Origin of the sequence: Oryzomicrobium terrae (assembly GCF_008274805.1) — a bacterium.
GTDB lineage: Bacteria > Pseudomonadota > Gammaproteobacteria > Burkholderiales > Rhodocyclaceae > Oryzomicrobium > Oryzomicrobium terrae.
The window spans coordinates 3,117,132-3,133,331 of the sequence record NZ_CP022579.1 but is presented as its reverse complement, the minus strand read 5'-3'; the positions used below and the strand labels follow the sequence as shown (position 1 = coordinate 3,133,331).

The window sequence follows — 16,200 nt, the reverse complement described above, 5'->3', positions numbered from 1 at the left end:
CCCCGGCAGGCGGCCCGGTCCGACATGCCTACCACTCTGCGCCGCATGGCGCCCAGCCCCGTCAGGGGCTGTTTTTTTGTCGGCGTTGTCAGGGAAGCGCGGGGCTTTTCGGAGACAATGGCAGCTGTTGTCATATTCCGAGAAGAGCCCCGCAGGGGCCGGGACCGCCGGGGAGGTGGACGCTGGAATCTGATTCACCATGTTAAGCCGCAAGCTCCGCCTGGGTGCCGTGGCGATCGTGCTTGGGGCGCTGACACTGGCGACGCAGGTGGTATCGCCGACATTCCAGGAATACCGTCGCAATACCCGCAGCCTCGAACGCATGCAGGTGTTTCATGCCGCCTTGCGCGCCGCCACCCTGGTGTCGGCCGAGCGCGGGCCCGGCAACAGCCTGATGGGCGACGACAACGATCCGGATAGTCCTTACCTGGCCCGGCTGCAGACCTACCGGGAAAGCTCGGACCTGGCCCTGGATGAACTGGGGCGGGCCCTTTCTGCCGATTCCGATGCAGCGGGCGAGGGCGCGCCGGAGGCCTTGACCCTGGTGCGCCAACGCCTGGCCGTGGGCCGGCGCGAAGTGGACCGGGTGGCCGCCCTGCCGCGCCAGGCGCGCAGCCCGGAACAAATCCGCCAAGCCATCACCACCATGTTCACGGTGGTGGACACCCTGGTTCCGGTAGTGAACGCCTGTGGCGCCCGGATCATCGAGAACGACAACAAGCTGGCCGGCCCGGTGATCCTGGCACGGCTGATGGGCGACCTGCGCGAGAACGCCGGCCGGATCGGCTCCCTGCTGGTGCCTTCCCTGGTCACCGGGCAGCCCATGAACACCGCCCAGCGCCACGGGGTCAACCGCCTGCGCGGGCGGGTCGAGCAACTCGGGGCGACCCTGGAGCAGCACGCCGCGGTCGTATTGCACGATGATGCCACCACCCACTTGATGGAGCAGGTGCAGCGCCGCTACTTCGGCGCCGCCCTCGACCTGGTGGACGAGGTGGTGCAGGCAAGCCTGGCGGGGCGGGTCTATCCCCTGACCGCCGGGCAGTTCACCGAGCGCATCGTCCCCGACTTCCGCCCCCTGGAAACCCTGCGCGAACGGGTGGTCGTCCTGACCATGCAGCGTGCCGTGGCGGCGCGCGATGCGGCGCGCAACTCGATGCTGTTGTCCCTGGCCGCGGTGCTGGCCAGCCTGCTGGTGCTGGTGGCGATCCTGGTCGGCGCCGACCGCCTGGTCTTCCGCCCCCTGCTGCGTGCCAAGCGGGAAATCGTCGAGCTGGCCAAGGGCGACCTCCGCGAGGTGCCGCCGCCACCAGCCCGGGGGCGGGAGGTGACGGCCCTGTTCGAAGCCATCGGTGTACTACGCCAGCGGCAGCGCGAAGCGCTGGTGCGGGACAAGGAGCGCCAGGTTCTGAGCGAACGGCTGCGCCGCCAGGCCGAGACCGATGCCCTGACCGGCCTGCTCAACCGCCGTGCCCTGGAGCAATTCGGCGAGGAGCTGTCGCACCCGGATAGCGCCGGCATGGCGGCCGGGTTGATCCTCTTCGATATCGACTATTTCAAGCGCATCAACGACAGCCACGGCCATCTGGCCGGCGACCGGGTGTTGCAGGAGGTGGCGCGACGGGTGCAGGCCATGATCCGGGGCGATGACATCCTGGTGCGCTACGGCGGTGAGGAGTTCGCCTTCCTCACCCAGGCCAGTCCGGGGCGCGACGCCCTGCGGGCCAAGGCGGAAAAGCTGCGCGCCGAACTTCAGGCCCGGCCGATCGTCACCGAGGACGGTGTCTCTCTGACCGTTACCTGCAGCTTCGGCGTGGCCGAAGTGCTGCCGGGCGATGGCGCGTGGCTGCGCCTTTTCCAGGCGGCGGACGCGGCGCTCTACGCCGCCAAGGGCGGCGGACGCAACCGGGTGGAAGTGGCCGAGCCGATCGAGTGAGGGGCTACAGGCCGAAGCGGCGCAGCCCGTCCACGTCGAGTACCGTGACTTTGCCGTAGTTGAGGGAGAGCAGGCCCGCGTCCTCCAGGACCTTCAGCCCCTGGTTCACCCGCTGCCGGGAAACCCCGGCGAGGTAGCCGATCTCTTCCTGGGAAATCCCCAGCTCGGCCCCGGTCCCCGGGTAGAGCACCGGGTTGAACAGGGCGGCGATGCAGCGGGCGATGCGCGCGTCGGTGTCGAGCATGCGCTCGTACTCCACCATGCCGATGAACTGGCCGAGGCGCTCGTTGAGCTGGGTGAGCAGGAAGCGGTTGAAGGGGATGCTGTGGTCGAGCAGCCAGTAGAAGGTGCTTGCCCCCATATAGGCCACCCGGGATTCGCGCAGGGCCAGCACGTCGTACTTGCGGATCTCGCGCTTGAGCAGGGAGCCCTCGCCGAACCAGCCGCCGGTGGGGACGCCGGTGAAGGTCATTGTCTTCCCCGTGATCCAGTGGCTGCTCATCTTGACCAGCCCGTCCACCACGCCGATCCAGTGATCGGTGGGCTCGCCCCGGTGGCAGACGAAGCCCCCTGCCGGGATTTTGCGTTCCACCGTGCCGGCCTCGATGCGGGCCAGCGTCTCCTCGTCCAGTTCCCTCGCCCAGACGGCGCCACGTAATGCTTCCTTGAGCGTTTGCATTTTTTTTCGCAAATGTCAGCCAGGCGACAATTATAGGCGCCACTTGTCACTAGACTGCGTTCCCAGAAGCAGTTTCGGTAAATGGTTTTACTATGCCGTAAGTGTCGTGTCAGGCCATCCGCCTAGCATGACCTGCAGCGATACCGCACATCGAAGGCTTCCTACAGCAACGACACCGGCGGGTGATATCAATAAAACCGGTGCGGCAACCACGCCGCCCCACCCGCCCCCGAATTGTTCCAACCGCTCGGCAGCGCCGCGGCGGTGAGGTGGCAACGGAGGAGACGACTATGCCTGACAAGGCAAGCAAGGCAGTGGAAGGGATCTCGACCTTTCCGCGACTGTTGATGCATCACGCCAAGGTTCGCGGCAATCACCCCGCCATGCGGGAAAAGGACCTTGGCATCTGGCAGACCTGGACCTGGGAAGACGTCCGCGAACAGGTGGTGGCGCTGGCGGGGGGGATGGCCAAGCTGGGGCTGAAGCGCGGCGATAATGTCGCCATCATCGGCGACAACCGGCCGCGCCTGTATCTGGCCATGACCGCTGTCCAGTGCCTGGGCGGGGTGCCGGTGCCTCTCTACCAGGATGCGGTGGCCAACGAGATGCAGTTCGCTCTCCAGGACGCGGAGGTGACCTTCGCCTTCGCCGAGAACCAGGAGCAGGTGGACAAGCTGCTGGAAATCCGCGACAGCCTGCCGGCCTTGGCGCACATCATCTACGACGATCCGCGCGGCATGCGTCACTACGATCAGCCGTTCCTGCACAACATCGAGGCGGCGATGGCCCTCGGACGCGAGTACAACGCCGCCCATCCGGGCTTCGTCGCGGCGGAGATCGATAAGGGTGAGAGCAGCGATACGGCGGTGATGCTGTACACCTCGGGCACCACCGGCAAGCCCAAGGGGGTCTGCCAGGCTCACCACGCCTTCATCAGCGCCGCCCGTGGCGCCTGCCAGTTCGATGGGCTGACCGCCGACGAGGAAACCCTGTCCTACCTGCCCATGGCGTGGGTTGGCGACCACCTGTTCTCCTACGCCCAGGCGTTGGTAGCCGGCTTTACCATCAACTGTCCCGAATCGTCCGACACGGTCATGTCCGACCTGCGCGAGATCGGGCCCACCTACTACTTCGCCCCGCCGCGCATCTTCGAAAACCTGCTCACCCAGGTGATGATTCGCATGGAGGACGCCGGGGCGATCAAGCGGCGCATGTTCCATTTCTTCATGGACGTGGCCAAGCGCTGCGGCGCCGACATCCTCGACGGCAAGCCGGTGGGCTTCGCCGACCGGATGCTTTATTCCCTGGGCAATGCCCTGGTCTACGGGCCGCTCAAGAACGTCCTCGGGCTGAGCCGCATCCGGGTCGGCTACACCGCCGGCGCGGCGATCGGCCCCGACCTGTTCCGCTTCTACCGCTCCATCGGCATCAACCTCAAGCAGTTCTACGGCCAGACCGAAACCTGCGCCTACGTCTGCCTGCAACCGAATGGTGAGATCAAGCTCGATTCCGTCGGCAAGCCCGGCCCCTTCGTCGAAGTGAAGATCTCCGACAAGGGCGAGATCCTGGTCAAGGGCCCGATGCTGCTCAAGGAGTACTACAAGCGCCCCGATTCCACCGCCGAGGCGATCGATGCCGAGGGCTACTTCCTCACCGGCGACGCCGGGTTCTTCGACGAGGACGGCCATCTCAAGATCATCGATCGGGCCAAGGACGTGGGCAAGCTGGCCAATGGCGCGATGTTCGCCCCCAACTACATCGAGAACAAGCTCAAGTTCTTCCCCTACATCAAGGAAGCCGTGTGCTTCGGTCATAACCGGGGCCAGGTGTGCGCCTTCATCAACATCGACATGGAAGCGGTGGGCAACTGGGCTGAAAAGCGCGGCATCGCCTACGCCGGCTACACCGACCTGGCGGCCAAGCCCGAGGTTTATGGCCTGATCCAGGAGTGCGTCGAGAAGGTGAACTCGGAGCTGATCCACGACCCGATGCTGGCCGATTCCCAGGTGGCGCGCTTCCTCGTGCTGCACAAGGAACTGGACCCGGACGACGACGAGCTGACCCGTACCCGCAAGGTGCGCCGCGGCTTCATCGCCGAGAAGTACGGGGTGCTGGTGGATGCCTTCTATGCCGGCCGTTCCAGCCAGTACATCGAGACCCAGGTGAAATTCGAGGACGGACGTTCGGGCATGGTGGCCGCCGATCTGCGCATCTGCGACGCCAAGACCTACGCGATTCCCCAGCGCCAGGCGGCCTGAACGGTTACGGCACCCGTCCCCATTTCCTGATTCGCACTATCCGACTTCACAAAGACGGACCGGCCGGCCTGATCCATGATCCAGGCCCGGGTCGGGACCGTTGCCACGGAGGAGACAACAGGTGGCTCGACAAATCGGCGAGGTCATTGTTGACCTGCAGAACATCTCGCTGCGCTTTGGCGGCGTGAAAGCGCTGACCGACATCAGCTTCAACATCCGCGAGCACGAGATCCGGGCGATCATCGGCCCCAACGGCGCGGGCAAGAGCTCCATGCTCAACGTCATCAACGGTGTGTACCACCCCCAGGAAGGCAAGATCATTTACCGGGGTGAGGAACGCCGCAAGATGGAGCCCTACGAAGCCGCGGGCCAGGGCTTCGCCCGCACCTTCCAGAACATCGCCTTGTTCAAGGGCATGAGCGTGCTCGACAACCTGATGACCGGGCGCAATCTGAAGATGAAGGCCACCCTGGTGGAGCAGGCCTTCTTCTGGGGCCGGGCGCGCAATGAGGAGCTGGAGCACCGCAAGAAGGTGGAGGAGGTGATCGACTTCCTCGAGATCCAGCACATCCGCAAGACGCCGGTGGGGCGCCTGCCCTATGGCCTGCAAAAGCGGGTCGAGTTGGGCCGGGCGTTGGCTGCCGAGCCCAATCTGCTGCTCCTCGACGAGCCCATGGCGGGCATGAACGTAGAGGAGAAACAGGACATGTGCCGCTTCATCCTCGACGTGAACGACCAGTTCGGCACCACCATCGTCCTGATCGAGCACGACATGGGCGTGGTGATGGACATCTCCGACCGGGTGGTGGTCCTCGACTACGGCAAGAAGATCGGCGACGGCGTGCCGGACGAAGTGAAGAACAACCCCGAGGTGATCGCTGCCTACCTCGGCACCCAGCACTAAGAAGGGGACGGACACCATGCAGTTCTTTTTCGAAATCCTCATCGGCGGCCTGCTTTCCGGGGTGATGTATTCCCTGGTGGCCCTGGGCTTCGTGCTGATCTACAAGGCCTCCGGCGTGTTCAACTTCGCCCAGGGCGCCATGGTCTATTTCGCCGCCCTGTCGGTGGTCGGTTGCATGGAGAAGGGCGCTCCCCTGTGGTTGGCCCTGATCCTGGCCTTCTTCATCATGCTGCTGTTCGGCATGGCCACTGAGCGCTTCGTGCTGCGCAAGATGGTCAACCAGGCGCCGATCTCCCTGTTCATGGCCACCATCGGCCTGACTTTCTTCGTCGAGGGATTCGCCCCCCTGGTCTGGGGCCACTCGGTGCGCGGCCTGGACATCGGCATCGTGGATGAGCCGATCGAGAGCATCCTCGACAGCTTCGGCATCGTGGTCTCCCGCTTCGACCTGGTGGCGGCCCTGATCGCCGGCCTGCTGGTCACCGGCCTGGCCCTGTTCTTCCAATACACCCGGGTCGGCCGCGCCCTGCGCGCCGTGGCCGACGATCACCAGGCCGCCCTGTCCATCGGTATTCCGCTGGAGCGGATCTGGGCCATCGTCTGGGGCGTCGCCGGTTTCGTCGCCCTGGTGGCGGGGATGCTCTGGGGGGCCCGCAACGGCGTCCAGTTCGCCCTCACCTTCACTGCCTTGAAAGCCCTGCCGGTGTTGATCCTGGGCGGCTTCACCTCGGTGCCCGGCGCCATCGTCGGTGGCCTGATCATCGGTGCCAGCGAGAAGCTCGCCGAGGTGTACATCCCGCCGGTGATGCAGAGCGTGTTCGGCGGCAACTTCGGCGGCATCGAAGGCTGGTTCCCCTACGTGTTGGCGTTGGTCTTCCTGCTGTTCCGGCCCGAAGGCCTGTTCGGCGAGAAGCATATCGACCGCGTGTGATCGACCCCCAGAACAAGACGGAGACAACCCATGTTTTATCGTGAAGCCGGTCAGTTCAAGACGAGCTACGGGGCCGACCAGCAGATCCTCCCCATCCGCCAGGACCGCATCGGCATGGTGGTGCTGCTCGCCGTGGCCTTCCTCGGGGTACCGCTGTTCGCCAGCGAATACTGGTTCTCGGCGATCCTCATTCCCTTCCTGATCTTCGCCCTGGCCGCGTTGGGGCTGAACATTCTGACCGGCTACGCCGGCCAGCTGTCCCTGGGCTCCGCCGCCTTCATGGCGGTGGGGGCCTACGCCGCCTACAACTTCCAGTTGCGTGTCGAGGGCATGCCGATCCTGGTGTCCTTCCTGCTGGGGGGCGTCACCGCTGCCGGGGTGGGCATCCTGTTCGGCCTGCCGTCCCTGCGCATCAAGGGCTTCTACCTGGCCGTGGCGACTCTGGCGGCCCAATTCTTCATCGTCTGGTGCCTGACCAAGTTCCCCTGGCTGTCCAACAACTCCTCTTCCGGGGTGATCTCGGCGCAGAAGATCATCATCTTCGGCCACGAGTTCAGTACCCCCCAAGAGAAGTACCTGCTGGTGCTGGGCATCGTCGTGGTACTGGCCCTGGCCGCCAAGAACCTGGTGCGCGGCAACGTCGGCCGCTCCTGGATGGCGGTGCGCGACATGGATGTGGCCGCTGAGGTGATCGGCTTCCGCATCATGCGCACCAAGCTCACCGCCTTCGCCGTCAGTTCCTTCTACTGCGGCGTGGCCGGTGCCCTCTATGCCTTCTGCTACCTGGGCTCGGTGGAGCCGGACGGCTTCTCCCTGGAGTTGTCGTTCAAGATCCTGTTCATGATCATCATCGGCGGCGTGGGCAGCATTCTCGGGAGCTTCATCGGTGCGGCCTTCATCCTGCTGCTGCCGGTGTTCCTCGACGTGCTGCTGCCGGCGGTGTCCCGAGTGCTGAGCCTGCCGGTGGATGGGGCCTCGATTTCCCACATCCAGACCATGATCTTCGGCGCGCTCATCATGTTCTTCCTGATCGTCGAGCCGCACGGGCTGGCCCGTCTGTGGCAGATCGCCAAGGAAAAACTGCGGTTGTGGCCTTTCCCCCACTAAGGGGCAGCCCTGCCGCCGTGCAGTTCCATACCAACGAAGAGGAGACACTTCATGTTTAAGCAATTCAAGATTGTTGCCAGTGCCGCTGCCGTGGCCGCCGTGTTTGCTGCTCCGGGCGCTGTTATGGCCGACGAACAGTTTTTCCCGATTCCCTCGTACCGGGTGGGCCCCTACGGTGCCAACGGTGAAGCCTTCTACGGGGGCTTCGTCGACTACCTGAACTACGTCAATATGAAGAATGGCGGGATCAACGGCGTCAAGATCACCTGGGAAGAGTGCGAGACCGAGTACAACAACGCCAAGGGCGTCGAGTGCTACGAGCGCCTCAAGTCCAAGGCCAAGGCTTCCGCCGGTCCGATCCACACCATGTCCACCGGCATTTCCTACGCCCTGGTGGACAAGTCCGCCCAGGACAAGCTGCCCCTGGCGATGATGGGTTACGGTCGCACCGACGCGGTGGACGGCTCGGTCTTCCCCTACGCCTTCCCCCTGATCACTACCTACCAGATGCAGGCCTCGGCCATCGTCAAGTTCATCAAGGACAAGGAAAAGGGCAGCCTGGAAGGCAAGAAGATCGTCTTCCTCTACCACGACTCCGCCTACGGCAAGGAGCCGATCGTTGCCCTGGAGGCCGAGAGCCGCCTGAACAAGTTCAACCTGGTGCAGATTCCGGTGGCCCACCCGGGCAACGAGCAGGGCGCCCAGTGGTTGAAGATCCGCCAGGAGAAGCCGGACTACGTGATCTTCTGGGGCTGGGGCGTGATGAACCAGACCGCCCTGAAGGCCGCCCAGAAGGTGGGCTTCCCTCGCGACAAGATCATCGGTTCCTGGTGGGCCGGTTCCGAGGAGGACACCGTGCCGGCCGGCGACGCCGCCAAGGGCTACATGTCTGCCACCTGGAACGTGGCCGGCAAGAACGTGCCGCTCATCACCGACATCGAGAAGGTGGTCTACGGCGCCGGCCAGGGCAACGTCAAGGACAAGTCCAAGCTCGGCACCATCCTCTACAACCGCGGCGTCTCGGCTGCGGTGGTGTCGGTCGAAGCCATCTACAAGGCCCAGGAAAAGTACGGCAAGGGCAAGGGCATGAACGGTGAGCAAGTGCGCTGGGGCCTGGAAAACCTCAACGTCACCGATGCCCGCCTGAAGGCCCTGGGTGCCACCGGCCTGTTGCCCGAGGTGAAGACCTCGTGCAGCAACCACGAGGGCTCCGGCAAGGTGAAGATCCAGCAGTGGGACGGCGCCAAGTGGGTGCCCGTGTCGGACTGGATTGAGGGTAACAAGTCCCTGATCCACCCGCTGTTCGAAGCCTCCGCCAAGCAGTACGCCAAGGAAAAGGGCATCACGCCCCGCGACTGCTCCAAGGAAAAGTAAGCCGCGAGGCTACGGCACGGCGTCCCCGGCGGACGCCGTGCCGGCTCCGCCACCTGTGAAACGGGACGACACATGACCGCACACATTGCAGCAGCCCCCGGCGCTGATTACCTCAGCATCAACAACATCGAGGTCATCTACGACCACGTGATCCTGGTGCTCAAGGGCGTTTCCCTGACCGTGCCCAAGGGCAAGATCGTCGCCCTGCTCGGCGCCAACGGCGCGGGCAAGACGACCACCCTCAAGGCCATCTCCAACCTGTTGCACGCCGAACGGGGCGATGTCACCAAGGGCAGCGTCGAATTCAAGGGCGGCCGGGTCGATCAGCTCACGCCCTCCGACCTGGTGCGCCAGGGCGTCATTCAGGTGATGGAAGGCCGTCACTGTTTCGGTCACCTGAGCATCGAGGAGAACCTCCTCACCGGCGCCTATACCCAGTCCCTTTCCCGCGGCCAGCTCAACGAGCAGCTGGAAAAGGTGTACCACTACTTCCCGCGCCTCAAGACCCGGCGCAAGTCCCAGGCGGGCTACACCTCCGGTGGCGAGCAGCAGATGTGCGCCATCGGCCGGGCGCTGATGGCCAATCCGGAAATGATCCTGCTCGACGAGCCTTCCATGGGCCTGGCGCCGCAGATCGTCGAAGAGATCTTCGAGATCGTGAAGGACCTCAACGCCCGGGAGAACGTCAGCTTCCTGCTCGCCGAGCAGAACACCATGGTGGCGCTGCGCTACGCCGATTTCGGCTACATCCTGGAATCGGGCCGCATCGTCATGGAAGGCGCGGCCGACGAGCTGCGTAACAACGAGGACGTCAAGGAGTTCTACCTGGGCCTGTCCTCCGCCGGACGCAAGAGCTTCCGCGACGTCAAGCACTACCGCCGCCGCAAGCGCTGGCTGTCCTGATCCTCCCGGCGGCGAGGCGGTCGGCGGCACAGGCAGGCCTGGCCCCGTCCCTTAGCCGCCGGCGGATCAGCACTCCCCCCGGGTTCGCCCCATCTCCCCGTTGTCGCAGCCCCATACCCCACCGTTTCGCGAGGCTTTCATGCCCCATTACGATTCCCTCGAAACCCGCGACCCCGCCGAGCGGGAGCGTTCCCTGTTCGACCGCCTGCCAAGCCAGGTGGCCTACGCTAAGCAGCACGCTCCCTACTTTGCCGAGATCCTGGCCGGTGTCGACCCGGCTGACATCCACAACCGGGCAGCGCTGGCCGCCCTGCCGGTAACCCACAAGTCCGACCTGATCGAGCGGCAGAAGGCGGCGCCGCCCTTCGGCGGCCTGGCCGCCACGCCGCTTGGCAACCTGCGCCACGTCTATTGCTCCCCCGGGCCGATCCTGGAGCCGGAAGGCAAGGGCCAGGACCCCTGGCGCATGGCTCGGGCACTCTACGCCGCCGGCTTTCGCCCCGGCGACCTGGTGCACAACAGCTTTTCCTTCCACTTCACCCCGGGAGCCTTCATCTTCGCCGGCGGCATCGCCCGCCTGGGCTGTCCGATGTTCCCCGCCGGCGTGGGGCAGACCGAGCAGCAGGTAGAAGCCATCACCCTGATGCGCCCGGCCGGCTACGTCGGCACCCCGTCCTTCCTCAAGATCATCGCCGACAAGGCCGACGAGCAGGGCGCCGACATCTCCAGCCTGAAGACGGCTCTGGTGTCCGGCGAGGCTCTGCTGCCGGCGGTGCGCAAGAGCTTCCAGGAGCGGGGGTTGCAGGTGTTGCAGTGCTACGCCACTGCCGATCTGGGGCTGATCGCCTACGAGACCCCGGCCATGGAGGGCATGGTCATCGACGAGGACATCATCGTCGAGATCGTCCGCCCCGGCACCGGCGACCCGGTGGCCGAAGGGGAGGTGGGCGAGGTGGTGGTGACCACCTTCAACCCGGACTACCCGCTGATCCGTTTCGCCACCGGCGACATGTCGGCGGTGCTGCCCGGCATCTCCCCCTGCGGCCGGACCAACACCCGGATCAAGGGCTGGATGGGGCGGGCCGACCAGACCACCAAGATCAAGGGCATGTTTGTCCATCCTTCCCAGGTGGCGGCCCTGGTCAAGCGTCACCCGGAGGTGCGGCGCGCCCGCATCGTGGTGGACAATGCGTCCGGCCAGGACAACATGGTGGTGCATTGCGAGGTCGAAAGCCGGCCTGAAGGACTGGCCGAGGCCCTGGTGGGTAGCGTGCGCGACATCACCAAACTGCGTGGCGAGGTCCTGCTCACGACTCCCGGCACCTTGCCCAACGATGGCAAGGTGATCGAGGACGCGCGCAAGTACGACTGACGCCGCCGTACCGGACCCGGGACGATGAATACCGCTGTGCCATCGGCCTGCTTCCCCTGACATCCGTACCCCGGGGCCGAGATCGGTCTCGGGGTTTTTCTTTCGCTCCTGCCTGGAGTTTCCGCTGTGACCACCGCTTCTGTCGCTTCTGCTCCTGTCACCGCTCCGTTGCACGGGGTCCGGGTCCTCGATCTGACTCGGCTGCTGCCCGGGCCCTTGGCGACCCGCCACCTGGCCGACCTGGGGGCCGAGATCATCAAGATCGAAGATACCGGCGCTGGCGATTACGCTCGGGAAATGGGGCCGCCCCCTCCCGGTTTGCGCGACGCCGACAGCCGCTTCTTCCGCGCCCTCAACCGGGGCAAGCGCGCCCTGCGCCTGGACCTCAAGCATCCCCTGGGCAAGGCCGTGCTGCGCCGCCTGGCCGAATCCGCCGACGTACTGGTGGAAAGCTTCCGTCCTGGGGTGATGGACCGCCTCGGGTTGGGTTACGAGGCCCTCAAGGCCGTCAACCCACGCCTGATCTATTGCGCCATCACCGGCTATGGTCAGGACGGCCCCTGGCGCGACCTGGCCGGCCACGACCTCAACTACCTGGCGGTGAGCGGAGTGCTGGAACGCACCGCCAGTCGCGATTCCTCCTTGCCGGCGGTGCCCAGCCTGCAGATCGGCGATTTGCTCGGCGGCGCCCTGCCGGCGGCCCTGTCCATCGTCGCCGCGCTGTATGGCGCACGGCAGAGCGGCCAGGGCCGCCTGCTCGATGTGGCCATGGCCGAGGTGGTGCTGATCCACCATATGACGCCCCTGCTGGGGGAAGGCGAGGCTGCGCCGCGAGGGCGCGAAATGCTCACGGGGGGTCTGCCCTGGTACGGGGTCTATGCCACCCAGGACGGCCGCCACCTGGCGGTGGCCGCCCTGGAATTCAAGTTTTGGGCCACCTTTTGCGCCACGGTCGGTCGCCCCGACTGGACCGGGCGCCACAGCGAGGAGGGCGCGACCTTGGATTCCCTGCGCCACGAAGTCGCGGCCTTGGTCGCCAGCCAGCCCCTGGCCTACTGGAGCGAGGTATTCGCCACGGTGGATGCCTGCGTCACGCCGGTACTGACCCCGGAGGAGGCCCTGGCCCTGCCCCAATTCCAGGCGCGTGGTCTGGGCGGGGCGGATGAGCTGGGGCAAGGGCCTGCCGCCTCGCCCTTCGTCATGGATGGGGTGCGCCTGGCCGCCACCGGAACTCCGCCGTCGCCGGGACAGGACAGCCGAGCGATCCTGGTCGAGGCCGGCTTCGCCATCGACGAAGTAGACGGCCTGCTCGCCCAGGGCATCCTGTAGTCCTCTTCTCGTTGCACCCGTTCGGGCCCGAGCGCCCGGATGGGCGCCCGGTAGCCGGGTGCGGCCAGGTCGGGGTGACTCCATTAGAATGCCGCCCATGTCTGCCGCCCTGCTCCTGCTTCCCGATTTTGTCCTGATCCTGCTGGGCTACGGTCTGCGCCGCCACTTGCAACTGGGCGACCATTTCTGGGTCGGCCTGGAAAAAGTGGTCTATTACGTCCTGTTCCCGGCGCTGCTGGTGAACTCGGTAATGAAGACCCCCCTCGACCTGGGGGCCGCGGGTCCCCTGGTGCTTACCGCCTACCTGGCCATGGCCGTAGGCATGGTGTTGGGCCTGCTGGTGGCGCCGCTCTTTCGCCCGACGCCGATGGTATTCGCCTCGGTGTTCCAGTGTAGCTTTCGCTTCAACACCTACGTGGCCCTGGCCACCGCAGGGCTGCTCTTCGGTGCCCCGGGCATCGCCACCATGGCGCTCATCACCGGTTGCGCCGTGCCCCTGGCCAATACCGTGGCGGTGTGGATGCTGGCCCGCCACGCCGAAGCCAACGTGTGGAAAGAGATCGCCCGGAATCCCCTGATCTGGGCCACCTTGGCCGGATTGACCCTCAACTGGGCCGGTTTCGTGCCGCCCAAACCCCTTCAAGTCTTCCTCGGTCGCCTCGCCGACGCATCGGTGGCCCTCGGCCTGATGGCGGTAGGGGCGGCCCTGCGTTTTCGCGGCGGCACGCCCCTGCGCGGCGCCGGGGTGTACCTGGTGGTGGTGAAGCTGCTCGCCCTGCCGGTAGCGGCCTGGCTGATGGGGCAGGCCCTGGGGTTGTCCGGACTGTACCTGCAGGTGGTGGTGTTGTTCGCCTCCCTGCCGACGGCCTCCTCGGCCTACATCCTGGCGATGCGCATGGGGGGCGACGGTCAGAGCGTGGCCTGGCTGATTTCCGCCACAACCGTGGCTTCCATGGTCACCATGCCGCTGTGGACCGCCTGGCTGGCCAGCGCCCAGTAAAAAGCCCGGGAATTTCCCGGGCCTAGTCACGCATGGTGGTGGGTAGAGCGGCCAGGTTGCCCACGGCATGAAACCGATGTGGAATCGCGGCCCTGGCGGACTTAGCTCCCTTTGCGACCGCTGCTACCGTTCTTGCTCGCTGCCGGCTTGGCAGCCGCTTTGTTCGTCGCCGCTTTCTTGGTCGGAGGAGGGGCTTGCTCCGCAGGCTGGGTGGCGGGCGCGTGCTGATCGAGTTGATCCTGAACGTGGGCCTGGAACTGGCTCTGCATCTGGCTCATCAGATTGAAGGGCCACAGCGCCGCTTGGGTGGCCGCGTCGGTGAAGGCCTGGCCGGCGGCGTCGCCTGCGCCGGGCGCGGCGCTCTCCGGGGCGGCGTTGGCCTGGGCCAGGTTGCCCATGGCGCGCACGGCGCCTAGGGTGGAATGCTGCATTTCCAGGCCCTGGATGGTCAGCTGCAGCATCGACAGGTTCATGCGCAGCCAGCCTTCGACCGCCTTCAGATCCTTGATGCGCTTTTCCAGTTCATCCACATCCAGGGTCGGCGCCACCATGCCGGGCAGGGAGAAACCCAGCTGCCCCCACATGTTGCGCATGAATTCCATGGGATCAGAGGCGGAAATGGGGTCGGACATGGCGTAGGCCTCCTGGTCTGAAGTTGGAATTGTCATAGTAACCCAATCATCACGGCGACAAGCAGCGGCGAGAGGGGCCGGGGTGATACAATCGCAGCAAATCAAACGTCATGAATGGGTTGACCGGGTGGTGCCATGCTCAAGTTGATCGTCATTGAAGACCACGCTCTCGTTCGCGAAGGCTTGGCGAACGTGGTGCGCCAGTTGGACGACGAGGTCGAGGTGTTCGAGGCCGGCGATTGCGTGCTCGGCATGGCCATTGTCGAGGCCAATCCCGACCTGGACCTGGTGCTGCTCGACCTGGCCCTGCCCGGGGTCGAGGGCATGAGCTGCCTGACCATGTTCCGCGAGCGCTTTCCGGCGCTGCCGGTGGTCATCGTGTCCGCTTACGACGATACCCATACAGTGACCCGTGCCCTGAAGGTCGGCGCCTCGGGTTTCGTGCCCAAGTCCTATTCTTCCGAAGCCCTGCTCGCCGCGCTGCGCCTGGTGCTTGAGGGGCAGATCTTCACCCCCAGCCGGGCACCGCTGCAGCGTCCCCTGGTCGATGCGCCCCCGGGGCAGGTGGGCAAGGACGCCTCCCCCGCCGACTACGGCCTGACCGAACGGCAGGCCGAAGTGCTCGGCCTGATGGCCCGGGGCAAGTCGAACCGGGATATCGCCCAGATTCTGGGGCTGTCCGAGGGCACGGTGAAAATCCACATCACCGCCATCTTCAAAGCCCTCGGCGTCTCCAGCCGCACCCAGGCCCTGGTCACCGCCAGCCGTTACGGTATCCAGCTGTAACGGAGGCGCACCGCCCCTGGCTGCTCCAGCCGTGGGCGCCGGGGCTCTGAGGCCCGAGCCATGCCCGGTTGAGCACGCTGAGTTGTGGGGCTATTCCTCCGCCTCGACCCTCTCCGCCCCGACCCGGTAGAAGAACAGGTGGCGGCCATGATCGCCGCCGGCGACCACCTCCTGCTCGGGCGTGGCGTCCGGTACCGGAAAACTGTTCGACACCAGCCTGCCGCCCGGCGGCAACTCCGCCTGTACCTTGTCCCACAAGGCTGCCATCGGCGCCGGGGAGAGGAAGGCATAGACCACATCCACCGCCTCCAGCCGTTCATCCCACAGACTGCCGAATTGCCAGGCGACATTTGCCCGGTGCGGGCCCAGGGCCTGGCGTACGCGGCCGATGAACCAGGCCAGGGGGGCGTTTTCCACACCGCGCAGGTGCAGGTCCGGGCGCAATGCCGCCAGGGGAAAGACTACGCTGCCGATGCCGGCGCCCAGATCCACCACCCGCGCGCCCGGCGGCAGATGTTCGGCCAGGGCCGCCACCGTGGCCCGGTTGGACAGGAACAGGGGGATCTGGCCGGTCAGGGCGCCGCGGTAGATCAACAATAGAACGATGGCGGCCAACAGGAACCAGCCCGGATCGATGCCCAGCCCGGAAACGGCCCAGGCCAGGGGGAAGAACAGGGCGTGGATCAGCTTCCACCACCAGGGCTGGCGGGTGAGGAAGGCCAGGCCCAGGGCCGTAGCGCCGATGGCCGCAGCGATGCCGCCCCAGGGCCAGGGGGTGTTGCCCAGGCCGAAGGTGGGTACGGCGATGCATAGCACCAGGAAGATGGCGCCGCCCTGGAGCGCCAGTTGACGGCGCGGGGAAGGGTAGGGGGTCGCGTCGGCCGGTGCCGGGACATCGCTGACAGCGTTCGTGTCGGGCGGGGTGCCAGCGTCGTCGGGCGGGAGTTGGGAGGGAGCAGACATGGGCGGCGATTGTACCGGCGCCCCCC

The 16,200-nt window shown here is 65.9% G+C and carries 14 protein-coding genes; 11 read left to right on the top strand and 3 right to left on the bottom strand.

The features are described from left to right. Positions 1-199: 199 nt before the first annotated feature. Entirely contained in the window at positions 200-1,936 is a 1,737-nt protein-coding gene (locus OTERR_RS14225) for a GGDEF domain-containing protein (RefSeq protein WP_149426152.1), read from the top strand. A gap of 4 nt (positions 1,937-1,940) precedes the next feature. Here OTERR_RS14225 and OTERR_RS14220 read toward each other — a convergent pair whose 3' ends face one another. Further along, complete coding sequence (locus OTERR_RS14220; RefSeq protein ID WP_054619571.1) at positions 1,941-2,615, bottom strand: Crp/Fnr family transcriptional regulator; 675 nt, start codon at positions 2,613-2,615, stop codon at positions 1,941-1,943. 290 nt (positions 2,616-2,905) lie between these two features. On the opposite strand from OTERR_RS14220, the gene OTERR_RS14215 reads away from it, so the two are divergent. The 9 genes from OTERR_RS14215 to OTERR_RS14175 all read left to right on the top strand — a co-directional run bounded on the left by OTERR_RS14215 (position 2,906) and on the right by OTERR_RS14175 (position 13,793). Beyond that, positions 2,906-4,873, top strand: a complete 1,968-nt coding sequence (locus OTERR_RS14215; protein WP_054619570.1) for an AMP-dependent synthetase/ligase — start codon at positions 2,906-2,908, stop codon at positions 4,871-4,873. A gap of 121 nt (positions 4,874-4,994) precedes the next feature. Next, the gene (locus tag OTERR_RS14210) at positions 4,995-5,777 is read left to right on the top strand and encodes an ABC transporter ATP-binding protein (RefSeq protein ID WP_149426151.1); all 783 of its coding nucleotides are present in this window, start codon (positions 4,995-4,997) and stop codon (positions 5,775-5,777) included. A gap of 16 nt (positions 5,778-5,793) precedes the next feature. After that, positions 5,794-6,708, top strand: coding sequence for a branched-chain amino acid ABC transporter permease (locus tag OTERR_RS14205; protein ID WP_054619568.1), 915 nt, complete (start codon positions 5,794-5,796; stop codon positions 6,706-6,708). Positions 6,709-6,738: 30 nt separating this feature from the next. After that, positions 6,739-7,815, top strand: coding sequence for a branched-chain amino acid ABC transporter permease (locus OTERR_RS14200; RefSeq protein ID WP_054619567.1), 1,077 nt, complete (start codon positions 6,739-6,741; stop codon positions 7,813-7,815). Between the two features lie 51 nt (positions 7,816-7,866). After that, positions 7,867-9,189 (top strand): ABC transporter substrate-binding protein, encoded by a 1,323-nt coding sequence (locus tag OTERR_RS14195; protein ID WP_149426150.1) that lies wholly within the window; start codon positions 7,867-7,869, stop codon positions 9,187-9,189. A 72-nt stretch (positions 9,190-9,261) separates the two neighbouring features. Continuing rightward, positions 9,262-10,092 carry an ABC transporter ATP-binding protein gene (locus OTERR_RS14190; RefSeq protein WP_054619565.1) on the top strand — a complete coding sequence of 277 codons (831 nt, stop codon included), beginning with the start codon at positions 9,262-9,264 and terminating at the stop codon, positions 10,090-10,092. Between the two features lie 139 nt (positions 10,093-10,231). Next, positions 10,232-11,464: a phenylacetate--CoA ligase family protein gene (locus tag OTERR_RS14185; protein WP_149426149.1), complete on the top strand. Its 1,233-nt coding sequence runs from the start codon at positions 10,232-10,234 to the stop codon at positions 11,462-11,464. Between the two features lie 126 nt (positions 11,465-11,590). Then, positions 11,591-12,793 carry a CaiB/BaiF CoA transferase family protein gene (locus OTERR_RS14180; RefSeq protein WP_149426148.1) on the top strand — a complete coding sequence of 401 codons (1,203 nt, stop codon included), beginning with the start codon at positions 11,591-11,593 and terminating at the stop codon, positions 12,791-12,793. A 97-nt stretch (positions 12,794-12,890) separates the two neighbouring features. Next, positions 12,891-13,793: an AEC family transporter gene (locus OTERR_RS14175; protein ID WP_054619562.1), complete on the top strand. Its 903-nt coding sequence runs from the start codon at positions 12,891-12,893 to the stop codon at positions 13,791-13,793. 101 nt (positions 13,794-13,894) lie between these two features. Here the strand turns inward: OTERR_RS14175 and OTERR_RS14170 are convergent, their stop codons facing one another. Beyond that, entirely contained in the window at positions 13,895-14,425 is a 531-nt protein-coding gene (locus tag OTERR_RS14170; protein ID WP_054619561.1) for a PhaM family polyhydroxyalkanoate granule multifunctional regulatory protein, read from the bottom strand. A 135-nt stretch (positions 14,426-14,560) separates the two neighbouring features. Here OTERR_RS14170 and OTERR_RS14165 point away from each other — a divergent pair, with 135 nt between their 5' ends. Continuing rightward, positions 14,561-15,211, top strand: coding sequence for a response regulator transcription factor (locus OTERR_RS14165; protein ID WP_054619560.1), 651 nt, complete (start codon positions 14,561-14,563; stop codon positions 15,209-15,211). Between the two features lie 90 nt (positions 15,212-15,301). Here the strand turns inward: OTERR_RS14165 and OTERR_RS14160 are convergent, their stop codons facing one another. Beyond that, positions 15,302-16,174, bottom strand: coding sequence for a class I SAM-dependent methyltransferase (locus tag OTERR_RS14160; protein WP_187775250.1), 873 nt, complete (start codon positions 16,172-16,174; stop codon positions 15,302-15,304). Positions 16,175-16,200 lie beyond the last annotated feature (26 nt).